This is a genomic window from Marinarcus sediminis (SeqCode) (assembly GCF_048571275.1).
GTDB lineage: Bacteria > Campylobacterota > Campylobacteria > Campylobacterales > Arcobacteraceae > Marinarcus > Marinarcus sediminis.
The window spans coordinates 1,977,745-1,991,884 of sequence record NZ_CP182357.1 but is presented as its reverse complement, the minus strand read 5'-3'; the positions used below and the strand labels follow the sequence as shown (position 1 = coordinate 1,991,884).

Here is a 14,140-nt window from a genome sequence, read left to right as displayed (position 1 = left end):
TTTAAAATGATTGAGAAAAATACAGTTAAGCTTCTAAGTGACCTATCTTTAACCATGTTTAGAAAGAACTTTTTTGGAATTTATCACGGTGCTATTTCAGCTAAACTCGATCACCACGCTTTTATGATCAATACAGCTGATGCCATCTTCGATGAAATGAGTGAACAATATTTTTGTGAACTTAATATGAATAAAAGAGATTACCGATGGAAAATTGCCAGTATTGAATCAAATGTTCATGCCTCAATATATAATCACATACATGAAGCAAAATATGTGGCTTTTGGTTTGCCCATATATACAACAGCGTATACTTTTGATCACGATAGAATTGTTTTTAATGACTACTTTGGGAAAACCACATTTGGAGAACTGCCTATTTATGACCCAGGAAATTTTGATACTTGGTATGACAGAAGTGCATTGGAAATTACAAAATATTTAAAAGAGTCAGATTCTCACATTATGGTGATAAAAGGCATTGGTACATATGCCTATGACCGAGACATAAATGACCTCATAAAAAAAGTTGCCATTTTAGAAAACAGTTGTAGACTTTTAAGTATAAAATCTTCTTTTTAAGACATTTTTCTAAGAAATTATTAAAAAATGGATGGAAAAACCCCTCATAGGCGTATTATTTTAGGTTTATTAAAGCTTAGATACTATAAAGTAATCAAGTTTAATTTTACTTATAAGGAGTTCTTCAATGAACAAAGCTGAATTTATTGATGCAGTAGCTGCAAAAGCTGGATTATCTAAAAAAGATGCAAAAGGTGCAGTTGATGCTGCATTAGAAACGATTACTGAGACATTAGTTAAAGGTGATAGTGTTAGTTTTATTGGTTTTGGTACTTTCTCAACTGCTGCGAGAGCTGCTAGAACTGCTAAAGTTCCAGGTACAGATAGAACTGTTAACGTTGCTGCAACAACTGTTGCTAAATTTAAAGTTGGAAAAGCTTTAAAAGACGCTGTAGCTAAGTAATTACTAAGTATTTATTTACTAAAATACCCATCTTGATTTTCAAGATGGGTTTTTTTATTCCCTATTTTTTATGCCCGTGTGGTGAAATTGGTAAACACGCCGGATTCAAAATCCGGTGCTTCGGCTTGGCGGTTCGAGTCCGCCCACGGGTACCACCACTTATTTTATTATCCCCCTATTTACAATAAAAAAGCCACATAAACAATCACTGCAATCAATTGTAAACACAATAAATATCGCTCTGACTCTTTAATCAACACACTAAGCAATAAAAACAAAGTTACAAGAAGAAGTTCAAAGAGCAATCCAAAAGATAAAAGATACAAAAACAGTACTAAACATATCAATGCGCTGCTTTTGATTATCCACATTGTCTTCTCTTCCCCCAACAAAATTACAAGTGTCGTTACTCCCTCTTTTTTATCTCCTTGAATGTCTTTTATGTCTTTGATATTTGCACTGATAAAAACAAAAGCAAATATAAACAGAAGCAATATTTTATTGCTGTTAATAAAACTCATATTGGCTTCAACCAAAGAAAAGCCCAGTAAAAAAACAGTGACAGCAATGCTGGATAAAATCAAATTTGCCGTAACAAAATGTTTTTTTAATCGCAATGGTGGAGCAGAATAGATATAACTGAGCGAAAAAATAAAAAGTGAGAGTAAAAAAAACTGCTCATTGACTGACAATGCACATAACAGTGCAAAGAATAAAAAGCTGTTTTTAATTTGATGATACATTTGCACTTGAATATAGTCTTTAACCAATGGTCGTTCTTGGTTTGAAATTCTGTCTATTTCTTGGTCGTAAATATTATTTAAAATGGTGGAATAAGCAAACAAAAGCAATAAGGATAACAGTGCCAAAAAAAACTTTTGCATGTCAAAAAGATTGATAACTTCAAAAGCAATACTGTTTTGTTTTAATACCACTAAAAAACCAAATACAAACAGTCCCATATAGATACTAAAACGCTCCAATCTTAAACTGTCAATAATAGTTGCTTGTATATTTTTACTGCACTGTTTAAGTACACCAAGAAAAAGCAAAACAGCAATAGGCAAATAAAGATACAAATTAAACTGAACATCCGATTTTGAAGCCAGATATGAGAGGTTTAAAATCTCTTTAAAAGAGGTAAAAAAGAGTGCATTATACAAAGCAGGAAGATATCCATACAAATAGATAATACCATAAATAAGCAGTGAGGAAAAAAAAGCGTTGGAGTGTTTTTGGGTCTCTATATAAACAAAAAGATATGCAAACAACAACACCAAAGCGATTTCAACTCTCACCCCTTTTGTGGCAAATGAGAGCTCTACAAAAGGGTTAAAAGTATTCATAAATGAGAACCAAAAATTATCAAAATGGTAGTTGTAAACAATTTTTCCACTCTCAAACAAAAAATAATCCAAAAGAGGAACAATAATGATGATACCAAAAAACTTCAGTGTGATTTTAAGTGTATCAAAAAAAGAGTTGTTTGAAAAAAAAGAGAGTATAAAGCTGATACAAAAATACAATGTCAGCCAAGAGATGAAAATGTGTATGTAATCAACAACAATGTAATAAAATGAGCTGTTTAAGCTTAAAAAATGACCACTTTCAAATGCAAATTCCAGAAGTGTACGAATAACAACAAGAGTTAAAAAAGTTAAAAGAAATGAGTTAATGGTTAACTCATCTCTTTTTATCCTCTTTAAATAATCAATCACAAATTTTGGCAACGTGTTTAACACTCGCTTTTAAGCTCTCTTTTGAGACACCTCGAATGATATAATCAATCGATTTTTCATACCTTTTCCAGAATAAAAAACCTGTCTCTTTCCCCTCTTGTGTTTTTATCATTTTATCTCCAAAAGGCGTATTGATATAAACACACATGGGTTTAGAGCTTGATGCCGTTAAGGTTACTTTACTCTCAAAGTCTTTATCGTATGTTTTTTCATTAATGGTAAGATTTACTTCAGCATTTTTAATGTTGGCTTCATTAAATCGTTTATTAATTTCATGCGTAATCTCTTTGTATGCCCCTTTTATTTTATTTTTCCAATTTATCAGTTTTGAATCATTTAAAAATTTAGTTAGCAGTTCAATATCTTCATTTTTAACATCCAAGGCATAATTCAATGCTTCATAATACTCTTCTGGTATGATTTTAATATCAATGTTCTCTAAATCAATGCTTGACTTTTCTTCCCCCACTTCAAACTGAAATTTATAATTGTCCTCTGGAGCAATTACAAACTCCTCTTCATGGGTTGAATAAGTGGTATTAGAAACGAGCTTACTTCCTGTACCACTTTCACCGCTCCATGCACCCCCTTTGTTATAAACTTCATATTTTGAATATTTACCAGACCAATCAAATTTTAGTTTTACATAGTAGTAATTTCTTGAATTATTATCTACACGGTAAATTGCTTTATATCCATGAACCTCAGTATTGTATCCTCCATTTGAATAACTTTTATCCTCATATTTGGTTTCATTATACGCTCTTCCATTAATGTATGTTGTACTGTGTTGAGGCGAAGAGTATGAAGTTGAAGTATAAGGCACATAACGCTCACCTATGACCCCATTTTTATATGTTTTTTTCATCATAATATTTGCCATGGTCAAAAAAGTGGCATTATCTTTCAAAACAAGTAAGGTGTTTATCTCTTTAATTTTATTTTCAAATGCTTTAATGTTACTTTCTAAAGAAACTTGTTGAGAGATGAGTTCATTGATTGCCGTTGAGTTTTCAATTATTGCTTTGAAGTTATATTTTTGCATGACAGTTTTTTTGCCCCAAAGTATCATATAAAGTGCTTCATTATCTGCATTAAAGTCTCCTATATTTTCTTCGGTTTTGAACACAACATTTGTCTCCAATGTTTCTGTATTAAATAAAGAGAGCTCATCGCTATTACTTTTATACAAAACAGAGTTGCCTATAACTCTTAACTTATATGGCACAATATTATTTTGAAAAGAGTGAAGAACCTTTTTATTGACAAAGTCAATCAAACAAAGCTCTTTATTTTTATAAGAGATAATGATTTTGTTATTAACAATTTCCATAGCAATCTCTTCTTTGCCTTTTGAAAAATCAACAGACAAATCATAAAGCATTTTATAGTTTTTCATATCATAAATCATAAGCCTATCTTTAAAGGTATCAATAAGGGCCAAATAGTTCTCATTTGCAGTAAATTTAACAAAATATCCAGAAGAAAAACTGTGTAAGACTTTGAATGTTTTTTTATCCAGTACATTCACTTTTTGATAATTGCCAACCACTAATTTATCACCTACAGAAACAGAGTTATAGATGGCTTCTTTTCTAAACAGGGTTTTAACATATTTAAATGTTTGCTTATCATACACTTCTAATCCAAAAAAACCTCCCACAAGAAGTTTGTCTTTGGATTCAAATACTCCTCTGATAGATTCGTTGGCTTTAATCTTGGAATTAAGCAAATTGAAATTATTTTTATCAAAAGTATAGACTTTATTGTCTGTATTAACCAAATGAATGTGTTCTTTACCCATATATTGCCAAATTCCTCCACCCATGTGAATCTCTGTAGATTCAATAGGAGTAAACAGCTTTGCTGTATCATTCGATTTTAATTTATCCAATTCCAATGTCAATTTATTCAATTCGCTTTTTTGCACCTCTAAACTTTTATTAAGTGCATTTGCCAATTGATATCTCATGACATCTTCAGGTTTGATGGTATCTACCTTAGCCTGTACAATAAGCTTCTCTAATTCAGCTTTTTTTGCTTGATCATTTTTAGCAACTTCAACTTTAACTTCAGAAAAAGTAACCTCTTTGGGATTAAAACTTGAATAACGACTCCCTGAGTCACACCCTTGAATCAAAAAAACAACCAAACTCAAAAGTATCAATAACCTATAACACTTCAGCATAAACTTCCCCTTTTATGTAAAAATGTGATTATTATATAACTTTTAAAGTAAAAAAAAAGTTACATTGCTCTTTTTTAAATAAAAGTACTTACTCTAAAATATAAAGGGCTAACTCATCGGCAAGCAAAAAATCCTTACTATAGACTCTGTCATTTTTTATGTAAATCTTTTCATATTCGACCAATTGCATGACTTTATGATTCTCTTTTTCATTAAATAGACTCAACTCAATTCCAACAAGTGAACGCAAACCCAATAATATTTTTTCTGTTTTAATCTCTTCATGCGATAAAACTTCAATCTCATTTTCAAAAGGGTTTTGAATATATTTTTCCAAATCTTTTTGCGGATATAATCTTTGACCTGCAATATACCCTACTGCTCCAGCACCAACTCCCAAATACTCTTTATGTTGCCAATACCCGATATTGTGTTTTGAAGTAGAAGCCTCTTCTTTTGCAAAGTTTGATATTTCATACTGTTTAAAACCACTTTTTTCTAAATAAGAGAAAATTTTACCAGAGAGTTCTTCATCATCAATTTTGACACTGCTTTTAGCAAAAAACTTTGTGCCCTCCTCTATGGTTAAACTGTAAGCACTCACGTGGTCAATAGGCAAAGTATTGATTATGTCAATGTCTTTTTGAATGGATTCAAACGTATCGTTTAATACCCCATAAATTAAATCACAATTGATTCTTTTATACCCCACCTCTTTGGCTAAAACAATGGCTTCCTTAGCTTTAGTAGCATTATGCGCACGTCCTAAAAATTTCAGTTTTTCGTCATTGAAACTTTGTACACCAAAACTGACTCGATTGGCACCATAAAAAAACATGGTTTCCAACCAACTTTGAGTTGCACTGTTAGGATTGGCTTCTACAGTTATTTCAGCATTTTCTTCTAAATAAGGTTGAATAATTTCAAAGATCTCTTTATACTCCAACGCCAAAATAGAACTGGGAGTTCCTCCCCCTATAAAAACAGTCTCTATAGTTTTATTTTTTAGTTTTAGTTCATTTTCAACGCTGTGTTTTAAATGATTTTTTAGGCTATTCATGTACTCTTTTTTGAGATGAAACATGTTGGTATAAGAGTTAAAAGCACAATAAAAGCACTTACTGTCACAAAATGGTATATGTATATATAAAAGCAATTTTTAATCCTAAATTTAATATAATAAAGCCTTAATTATAAGGAAAAAGTTATTTATGGCTGATAAAACGGACGAAATACCCACACAAACAAATGATAAACACTATAGACCAAATGTAGCAGCAATTGTACTCTCAGCAAGATACCCTGAAAAATGCGAAGTGTTCATTGCATCACGAACCGATGTAGAAAATGCTTGGCAGTTTCCACAAGGGGGTATTGATGAAGGTGAAACTCCTAAAGAAGCACTTTTCAGAGAACTGGAAGAAGAGATTGGTACATCTGATATTGAGATTGTAGCAGAATATCCTCAATGGGTGAGTTATGAATTTCCACCAGCAATTGCCGAAAAGATGAAACCTTATGATGGTCAAATACAAAAATATTATTTGGTAAAATTAAAACACGGTGCAAAAATCAATATTGATACACACCATACGCCTGAATTCAGTGAGTTTAAATTTGTACCTACAAATAATATATACGACTATATTACGTTTTTTAAACGAACGGTCTATAAACAAGTTTTAAAATATTTTAGAAAAGAGGGTTATATTTAATATGTTAAAAGTATTAAAATTTGGTGGAACCAGTGTAGGAACACTGGACAGAATTCAAAATGTGGCACAAATTATTAAAAAAATAAAAGATGAAGGCCACGACGTTATCGCAATTGTTTCTGCAATGAGTGGAGAGACAAATAAACTGATTGAGTATGCGGAAACATATACAAAAGTTCCCGTTGCGCATGAGATGGATATGCTGTTAAGTTCAGGAGAGAGAGTGACATCTGCTCTTTTATCGATTGCTTTAAATGCCATAGGATACCCTGCTACTTCAATGAGTGGACGAGAAGCTGGCATTGTAACGGATGCGTCATTTATGAAAGCACGAATTCAATCCATTGATACAACCAATATGAAAAATGCCATTAAAGCGGGGAAAGTTGTTATTGTTGCTGGATTTCAAGGTGTAACGGAACAAAACAGAGTTACTACCTTAGGACGAGGTGGAAGTGATTTAACTGCTGTTGCAATTGCCGGCGCGATTGAAGCGGATGTGTGTGAAATTTATACCGATGTGGATGGAATTTATACTACTGACCCTCGAATTGAGCCCAAAGCAAAAAAATTGGAAAAAATCTCATATGATGAGATGTTGGAATTGGCCTCTTTAGGTGCAAAAGTATTACAAAACAGATCAGTTGAAATGGCAAAAAAATTAAATGTAAATTTAGTATCAAGAAGCAGCTTCACACCAGAAGTTGAAGGTACGTTAATCACGAAGGAAGAAAATATTATGGAAAAACCATTAGTAAGCGGTATTGCATTGGACAAAAATCAAGTCAGAGTTGGAATGTATGGGGTTACAGATAAACCTGGCATTGCAGCTACTATTTTTACTGCGCTTGCAAATGCGAATATCAATGTGGATATGATAGTACAAACCGTAGGTGTTGATGGAAAAACAGATTTAGACTTTACCATTCCTACAACAGACTTAGAAGCGTGTAAAACTGTTATGAACACATTTGCACAACAAGCAAGAAACATTGACTATAATGATTCAATTTGTAAAGTCTCTGTTGTTGGTGTTGGAATGAAATCTCATACAGGTGTCGCATCTAAGGCCTTTACTGCTTTAGCAAAAGAGAACATCAATATAAGAATCATTTCAACGAGTGAAATTAAAATTTCAATGATTGTTGAAGAAAAATATGCAGAACTTGCTGTTCGATCTTTACATGAAGCTTACGATTTGGATAAATAAACGTGCAAGAATTTTTAAATTGGACCATTGACACAATACGAGAAGATAAACTCATCTCTCCTTGGTTGGAAGAGAAAAAATATGAGTGGACACCGCTTGTTGCAAAATCTGTAGTGAATCTTTTGGATAAAAATCGTTCCGTAATTATTATTACAGATAAAGAACGAGAGTGGTTTTTAGAGTATATTTTAACCAATATCAACCACAGCAAACTCAATCGTCCATTTCTGCCTTTTTATGATTTTAAAGCATTCTATCGACAAATTGATAATCCCAAACAATCAGAAGAGGACATCAGTTTTATCAAAGATATGCTCAATATCTCTTTTCCCAATGGATACTGCTTTTGGTACATTGGGCGAAGTCAAGATATACGATCAACCATCCCAAAAATAAGCAAAAACTCATTTCTTTGGCTTTTTGATGAAGAGCGACAAGATGCGTTTAATTTAAGAAGTAACGATGAAGCTTTGGACATGAAACTTTTACAAATGTTCAGACTCTATAACAAAACGTTAAGTGCAACTTTATTTGCAGAAGTCAATGTAGAGAATTAAGATGTCAGCATTTAATATAAACTCATCTTCAATTTTAGTTGTCAATGACATCAATACAACCGTGCAAGAGTTGGTCAAAACACTCCCTCTTCACTCTAGTCGTGTCATAAAAAACGAACAAAGCGATAAAGATGAGTTTTTAATTGCACAATCCAATGCCGCCATAAAAGAGGCGTACATTGCTTCAAACTCCCCAAAGTTTATTATTCTTTGTGGTGCAACATTTAGAAAAGAAGCACAAAATTCTCTGCTTAAAGTCTTAGAAGAGCCACCTAAAAATATTGTTTTTATCATAGTAACAACGTCAAAATCTTCACTTTTACCTACAATTATTTCACGAGTTCCACTAAAATATTTAAAAGTAAAAAGCCATAAAGAAGCCTCTTCAATCGATATTGCCAAATTGGACTTAAAAGAGACCTATGCTTTTTTAAAACAAAATCAAAAAATATCTAAGATAGATGCCAAAGAGTTGGTTGAGTCTTTGATGTATAAAGTCAATCAACAAAAGATAAAACTCTCAAAAAAAGAGTTGGAAAGTTTTTCTACTTCAATCAAACTTTTAGATTTAAATTCAAGACCCATTAGCGTACTTACAACGCTTCTTTTAACACTGGTCCATACAAAGCACAAGAGCAGACAATGACCCTATATGAAATAGCAATCAACGATGCAGCAAAAATATTTGAAGCATTGGATTGTGATAAAAGTGGTATTAAAATTCTCTCAAAGAAATCTCAATTGCACACCATTTTTATTAAAAATCTTCATGTGGGAGCTGCCAATATTTTAAAACAAGATGCCCTTTCAATAGGTGCAGATTTAGCGGTTCCTACGGGTGTTATTGTTGCAAGGGACAAATATGTCAATGCCATACTCATAGCCAACAGCAAACAACTCGAAGTTTTAAGTGTCAAAGAGTTAGCCCAACCTTTTGGCTTGAAACAAATTGCAAAAGATTTAAAACGTTTTTTACAACCTCCCCAAGCTCCCACTAAAATAATGGGAATAGTCAATGCCAATGAAGACTCTTTTTTTAAAAGCAGTCGGTTTGTAGGAGAAAATGCCATTTTAAAAATGCAAAGTTTGATTGAAGATGGTGCAGATATTATTGATTTGGGTGCAGTTTCAAGTCGACCTGGCAGCATTGCAGTGACATCAAACGAGGAGTTAAACAGAATCAAACCTATTTTGGATCTCATTTATAAAGAAAAACTCTTTGAAAAAGCCCAATTTTCTTTGGACTCATATGCCCCTGAAGTTCTAAAATATGCGCTGGATTGTGGGTTTACTATTATCAATGATATTACCGGTTTAGAAAATGATGAAGTGGCTAAAATTGCAGCTTTATATGATGCAACGGTTGTGATTATGCATATGCAAAAAAGCCCTCAAATCATGCAAGAAGATCCGCAATATGATGATTTAATGCTGGATATACATCACTTTTTTGAGCAAAGAGTTCAAAAAGCAAAAGATTTTGGCATCAAAGATATTATTTTAGATGTGGGCATTGGTTTTGGGAAAACGTTAGAGCATAACTTACAGCTGCTCAACAACCATCATCATTTCAGATCTTTTGGCTATGAACTCTTAATTGGGGCGAGTCGAAAATCAATGATTGATAAAATTGTGCCTTCTACAATAGAGCAAAGACTTCCCGGTACTTTGGCCATTCACTTAGAAGCGATTAAAAAAGGAGCTTCAATTGTACGATGCCATGATGTTAAAGAGCATTTTCAAGCCATCAAAGTCCAAGAAGCCATTTTAAACAGTTAATTTCCCTCTTTATAAACAGGAACAGAGATAGTAAAACATGCCCCATCAAAGACTTCATTTTGGATTGTTATGATTTGATTATCCACTGTCAAAAAACCATCAAACTTTTTCTCAATAATCTCTTTACTTATATATAAACCAATCCCGGTACCTTGACTTTTATGTTTGGTCGTAAAGTAAGGGTCAAAAACTTTCTCAATGATAGAGGGCAATACCCCTCCTCCATTGTCATAAATGTAAATCAAATTTTCAGATTCTACAATCTTAGTTACAATTGCAATTTTTTTATCGGGAATCTCTTTTTCAACCATAATATCTTTGGCATTGTTCAAAATGTTAATAAATACTTGAGAAAGTTCACTGCTGCTTCCTTTTGCAATCAAATCTAAAGCAGAGAATTCCATGATAATTTTTATATCACTCTCTTTGTAGGCCGCATTAATAATTTGTAAAGTACTTTTTAAAGAGTTGTGAATATTAAACTTCTCTTTGGTTAAATCATTTTTAAAAAATGTTCTAAATGTATTAATGGTTTCAGATAAAAAATCTGCATTGTTAATGATCATTTCATAATAATAATCAAACGTACTGTCGGTTAATATATTCAAATCTTTTTGAAGTTTAATGGCACTCATTGAAGCTGACATAGCACACAAAGGTTGTCTCCATTGATGAGCAATATTACCAATCATTTCACCCAATGCCGCATATCTGGCTTGCTGAATCAAGTGTTTATCTTTTTTTCTATTATTTTCAACTTCAATTTTGATTTTAAGTTTTAAATTTTCATTTAAGATGTGTAACTCTTTTGTTTTCTCTTGAACTTTTGATTCCAAACTGTCATTCAAATGCTGAATCATTTGCATGTCACTGTTGATTTTATTTTTTGCTTCAAGAAGTTTTTGTTGATTGTCTAAAAGTTGCATAAAAAGTGATCGCAAATAGTTGGAAAGTTCTTGATACTCTGAAATTCTCAAATCTAATGTTTCACTGTTTTTATGGGTATTATTACAAAAATCTTTTGCATAAATTTTTAAGCTTTCAATGGGATTAATTAAGAGTTTATTGATCAATAAAACAAACAAGATAACAATTACAATAGTGATAAAAGAGACAAAAATAATGTCCTTTATTAAAATATCTTTTATGCTATTTAAAGAGTCATTTTTTAAAATCATCTTAATATTTAACAAACTGTATTGAGAATCAAAATCTAAAGAAGCACGATAACCAATCACATTCAAAGCTTTTTTTGAGTGAATCAACGTATTGTATTGCTGAATACTCTCTAAACTGATTTTTTTCTCATTTAAAGCATGCTCCTTCAATATTTCAGCATCTTCATAGAAAAAAGATATGGTTTCAAGTTTTGTATTTTTTTTAATGTCTTGCAATATTTTTATATTATTTTGTAATTCAACACCCCCTGCAAAAATACCAATAATCTCTCCCGTACGTTTATCAATGATACCTTTAGTAATGACCAAAAAAAGCAAAGGTTTTCCATTGGAGTCAATTTTAATTAAACTTTTTTTTATTCCAGCTGTTTTTATACGTTTTAGCTCTTTTATTAAAGGATGAATGTCATATAAAAAGAATCCTCCTAAAGCAACTTTGTCATATTTTGTAGGTAAAATGGCACTGAAATCAATCGATTTTAAAATTGATTTATTCAATTTCTCTTCAAGGAAGTCAATATTTTGAGTGTTGATTGCATCAATTTCTTCTTTTGATAAAGAGGTTGAATTAACGACTGACGTTATCTTCTCCACTTCATAATCAAAAATGGTTTGGGCCAATCGAATACTTTGCTTAAAATATTTTTGAGATTCACTGAAAAGCATGTTATTGATGCCTCTTTGCGAAAGTACAAACGACAAAACAACGATTAAAATAACCGTTGAAAGAGTTAAAGATAAAAAAAGAGTTTTAATGCCAATTTTAAAATTTGTTTTCATGATTTATTTGCTGTATCTGAATGCTTGTTTTTTTAATAATTCAATGCTTTGCGCACTAAAATTGTCATCAACCAATTCAAATTTTCCAGAATAAATTAATGGCACTTTTTTTTGCAACAAATCCAATTTTATTGCTTCGGCCATTGCTACACCATTATCATCATTCATTCGCATTACCGTTACATTTAAATCATGATTTTCAATCATAGCAAGTTCTGTACTTCCCCCACCCCAACCATTTAAAAGAATTTTATTCTCTAATTGTAACGCTTTTACTGCCTCACTCGCACCTATAGCTATGTCAGTAGAACAATTATAAATAAAATCGGTATCTTTAATTGATTGAAAGTTTAATACTATCTTTTTTGCCAGATCTTTTTTAACATAGGTATAATAAGAGCCTTTTAAATCATATTGTGCACCCATCATGTTAATAAAACTGTCTCCTCTGACTTGACTGACATACCCTTCATTGTGATAAAGCATCAAATATTTAGCTCCATTTGGAAACTTCTTTTTATAATATTGCACCAGTAATTTTGTACCTTCTATGTGATCAAACCCCACATACATAAAAGGTTGATTGTTTCCCCACTCTTTAAGTGGTGTGGTGATATTTTGCAAAATGATTTTTGGTTTTTTATTGGTAATAATTTGTGAAATTAATTTTTTATGCCCATCAATATTTAATGTAAATATAAGATAATCACTTTTACTGTCCAAAAGCTCTTTTAATTTAAGCTGCAGTTTTTTTACATCATTTTCATCCACAAAAATAGGCTTAATTTCATACGGAATATTGAGTTCTTTAAGTCTTGCTTCAAAAGACTTCTGGCTTCTTGTCCAGTAATCGGTCAATTGATTACCTGGATACAGCATTGAAATTTTAATTTTTTCTCTTTTTTGTTTTAAAGCAACCGCATCACTTTGAACAATTCTATCAAATGTTTGCATTCTGAATTTTTCTTGCGGATTGATTTGTAAAAACTCATCAATTGTCCAAAAAGAGTTGCCTAAAGCCCAAGTTACAAAAAGAGCACCTAACATTAAATATTTCATGGTTCAACCTTTTTTAAATTTTACTACAATACTTCATGCAAACTGTTTGCTTTTTTCATCCACTGTTTCAAATTTTCATAATCTTCTTCTTCAACCATTTTTCGAACCTGTTTCATCTGCTTTTCAAATAAATCAAATGAAACCAAAAGATTTTTTCTGTTTTGTTTAAAAATATCACTCCACATAGCAGGACTGGATTTAGCAACACGACTCATATCCTTAAATCCACCTGCAGCCAATGCTAAAATTGCTTTGGGGTCTTCATGATTCATCACAGTATTGGCCAATGAAAAAGAGATAGCATGCGGCAAATGAGACATATAACACGCATGAATGTCATGATCTTTCGCATCCATCATCACAATTCTCATCCCAATGCCTTGAAAAATTCTCAGTGCATTATTAACATGTTGAGTTTCATTTTTTTCTAAATTACATAAAACCGTTGTTTTACCCTCATATAAACCATCAATGGCTGCTTTTGGTCCAAATTTTTCAGTTCCAGTCATTGGATGTGCTGCGACAAAATTTTCTCTTATTTGTTCGGGAATATTATTGACAATATACTCTTTGGTTGAACCTAAATCTATAATGGTTGTCTCTTTAGAAATATCGAGCAGTTGAGGAAACAGTTCAATAATGGCATCCACAGGAATGGCCAAAATAATCACATCTGATTTTATTTTCAGTGTGTTTATATCCATGAGTTCATCCACTAAATTAAGTTCTAAAACCTCTTGTTTTGTTGACTCATTTTTAACATATCCATAAACATTTTTAGCAATACCATATTTTTTTACTGCTTTTGCAATAGAGCCCCCCATTAATCCAAGCCCAATTATTCCTATATTCACTTTATTTAACCTTATTAATAATATATTGAAATAAATTATATCTTAACCATCCTATAAACTTTATTTAGTTATATTAGCTACTTTATTTTATACATA

13 protein-coding genes and 1 tRNA gene are annotated in these 14,140 nt (G+C 31.8%); 8 read left to right on the top strand and 6 right to left on the bottom strand.

The genetic code is table 11. From position 1 onward, the window contains the following. Positions 1-6: 6 nt before the first annotated feature. From ACNI3C_RS10095 to ACNI3C_RS10085, 3 genes are all read left to right on the top strand, one after another. The gene (locus tag ACNI3C_RS10095) at positions 7-582 is read left to right on the top strand and encodes a class II aldolase and adducin N-terminal domain-containing protein (protein ID WP_419769672.1); all 576 of its coding nucleotides are present in this window, start codon (positions 7-9) and stop codon (positions 580-582) included. 127 nt (positions 583-709) lie between these two features. Further along, positions 710-985 (top strand): HU family DNA-binding protein, encoded by a 276-nt coding sequence (locus ACNI3C_RS10090; protein WP_419769671.1) that lies wholly within the window; start codon positions 710-712, stop codon positions 983-985. Positions 986-1,057: 72 nt separating this feature from the next. Continuing rightward, positions 1,058-1,140: transfer RNA gene (locus ACNI3C_RS10085), tRNA-Leu, on the top strand. Between the two features lie 24 nt (positions 1,141-1,164). On the opposite strand, the gene ACNI3C_RS10080 is transcribed toward ACNI3C_RS10085, so the two are convergent. From ACNI3C_RS10080 to hemW, 3 genes are all read right to left on the bottom strand, one after another. Beyond that, positions 1,165-2,727: a UbiA prenyltransferase family protein gene (locus tag ACNI3C_RS10080; RefSeq protein WP_419769670.1), complete on the bottom strand. Its 1,563-nt coding sequence runs from the start codon at positions 2,725-2,727 to the stop codon at positions 1,165-1,167. Beyond that, entirely contained in the window at positions 2,696-4,912 is a 2,217-nt protein-coding gene (locus ACNI3C_RS10075; protein ID WP_419769669.1) for a hypothetical protein, read from the bottom strand. Before ACNI3C_RS10075 ends, ACNI3C_RS10080 begins: the two co-directional genes overlap by 32 nt. 88 nt (positions 4,913-5,000) lie before the next feature. Then, positions 5,001-6,068: a radical SAM family heme chaperone HemW gene (hemW, locus tag ACNI3C_RS10070; protein WP_419769668.1), complete on the bottom strand. Its 1,068-nt coding sequence runs from the start codon at positions 6,066-6,068 to the stop codon at positions 5,001-5,003. 55 nt (positions 6,069-6,123) lie between these two features. Between hemW and ACNI3C_RS10065 the strand changes: the two genes are divergently transcribed. From ACNI3C_RS10065 to folP, 5 genes are read left to right on the top strand one after another with little or no spacing between them, the layout of a single operon-like run. Next, positions 6,124-6,627 (top strand): RNA pyrophosphohydrolase, encoded by a 504-nt coding sequence (locus tag ACNI3C_RS10065; protein WP_419769667.1) that lies wholly within the window; start codon positions 6,124-6,126, stop codon positions 6,625-6,627. A 1-nt stretch (position 6,628) separates the two neighbouring features. Then, the gene (locus ACNI3C_RS10060; protein ID WP_419769666.1) at positions 6,629-7,837 is read left to right on the top strand and encodes an aspartate kinase; all 1,209 of its coding nucleotides are present in this window, start codon (positions 6,629-6,631) and stop codon (positions 7,835-7,837) included. 2 nt (positions 7,838-7,839) lie between these two features. Beyond that, entirely contained in the window at positions 7,840-8,394 is a 555-nt protein-coding gene (locus ACNI3C_RS10055; protein ID WP_419769665.1) for a HobA family DNA replication regulator, read from the top strand. A 1-nt stretch (position 8,395) separates the two neighbouring features. Next, complete coding sequence (locus tag ACNI3C_RS10050; protein ID WP_419769664.1) at positions 8,396-9,040, top strand: DNA polymerase III subunit delta'; 645 nt, start codon at positions 8,396-8,398, stop codon at positions 9,038-9,040. Then, complete coding sequence (folP, locus tag ACNI3C_RS10045; RefSeq protein WP_419769663.1) at positions 9,037-10,173, top strand: dihydropteroate synthase; 1,137 nt, start codon at positions 9,037-9,039, stop codon at positions 10,171-10,173. Before ACNI3C_RS10050 ends, folP begins: the two co-directional genes overlap by 4 nt. Here folP and ACNI3C_RS10040 read toward each other — a convergent pair. The 3 genes from ACNI3C_RS10040 to ACNI3C_RS10030 are packed head-to-tail and all read right to left on the bottom strand — an operon-like array spanning position 10,170 to position 14,044. Next, positions 10,170-12,131: a LuxQ periplasmic sensor domain-containing protein gene (locus ACNI3C_RS10040; protein ID WP_419769662.1), complete on the bottom strand. Its 1,962-nt coding sequence runs from the start codon at positions 12,129-12,131 to the stop codon at positions 10,170-10,172. The two genes, folP and ACNI3C_RS10040, sit on opposite strands and share 4 nt — an antisense overlap. A gap of 3 nt (positions 12,132-12,134) precedes the next feature. Next, positions 12,135-13,190, bottom strand: a complete 1,056-nt coding sequence (locus tag ACNI3C_RS10035) for a substrate-binding domain-containing protein (protein WP_419769661.1) — start codon at positions 13,188-13,190, stop codon at positions 12,135-12,137. A gap of 23 nt (positions 13,191-13,213) precedes the next feature. Continuing rightward, positions 13,214-14,044 (bottom strand): prephenate dehydrogenase, encoded by an 831-nt coding sequence (locus ACNI3C_RS10030; RefSeq protein ID WP_419769660.1) that lies wholly within the window; start codon positions 14,042-14,044, stop codon positions 13,214-13,216. Positions 14,045-14,140: the final 96 nt, after the last annotated feature.

Bases quoted from the DNA above. Each gene is read 5' to 3' on its own strand.
- ACNI3C_RS10095 (WP_419769672.1), top strand. From the start codon at position 7: ATGATTGAGAAAAATACAGTTAAGCTTCTAAGTGACCTATCTTTAACC.
- ACNI3C_RS10090 (WP_419769671.1), top strand. From the start codon at position 710: ATGAACAAAGCTGAATTTATTGATGCAGTAGCTGCAAAAGCTGGATTA.
- ACNI3C_RS10075 (WP_419769669.1), bottom strand. From the start codon at position 4,912: ATGCTGAAGTGTTATAGGTTATTGATACTTTTGAGTTTGGTTGTTTTT.
- ACNI3C_RS10065 (WP_419769667.1), top strand. From the start codon at position 6,124: ATGGCTGATAAAACGGACGAAATACCCACACAAACAAATGATAAACAC.
- ACNI3C_RS10060 (WP_419769666.1), top strand. From the start codon at position 6,629: ATGTTAAAAGTATTAAAATTTGGTGGAACCAGTGTAGGAACACTGGAC.
- ACNI3C_RS10050 (WP_419769664.1), top strand. From the start codon at position 8,396: ATGTCAGCATTTAATATAAACTCATCTTCAATTTTAGTTGTCAATGAC.
- folP (WP_419769663.1), top strand. From the start codon at position 9,037: ATGACCCTATATGAAATAGCAATCAACGATGCAGCAAAAATATTTGAA.
- ACNI3C_RS10040 (WP_419769662.1), bottom strand. From the start codon at position 12,131: ATGAAAACAAATTTTAAAATTGGCATTAAAACTCTTTTTTTATCTTTA.
- ACNI3C_RS10035 (WP_419769661.1), bottom strand. From the start codon at position 13,190: ATGAAATATTTAATGTTAGGTGCTCTTTTTGTAACTTGGGCTTTAGGC.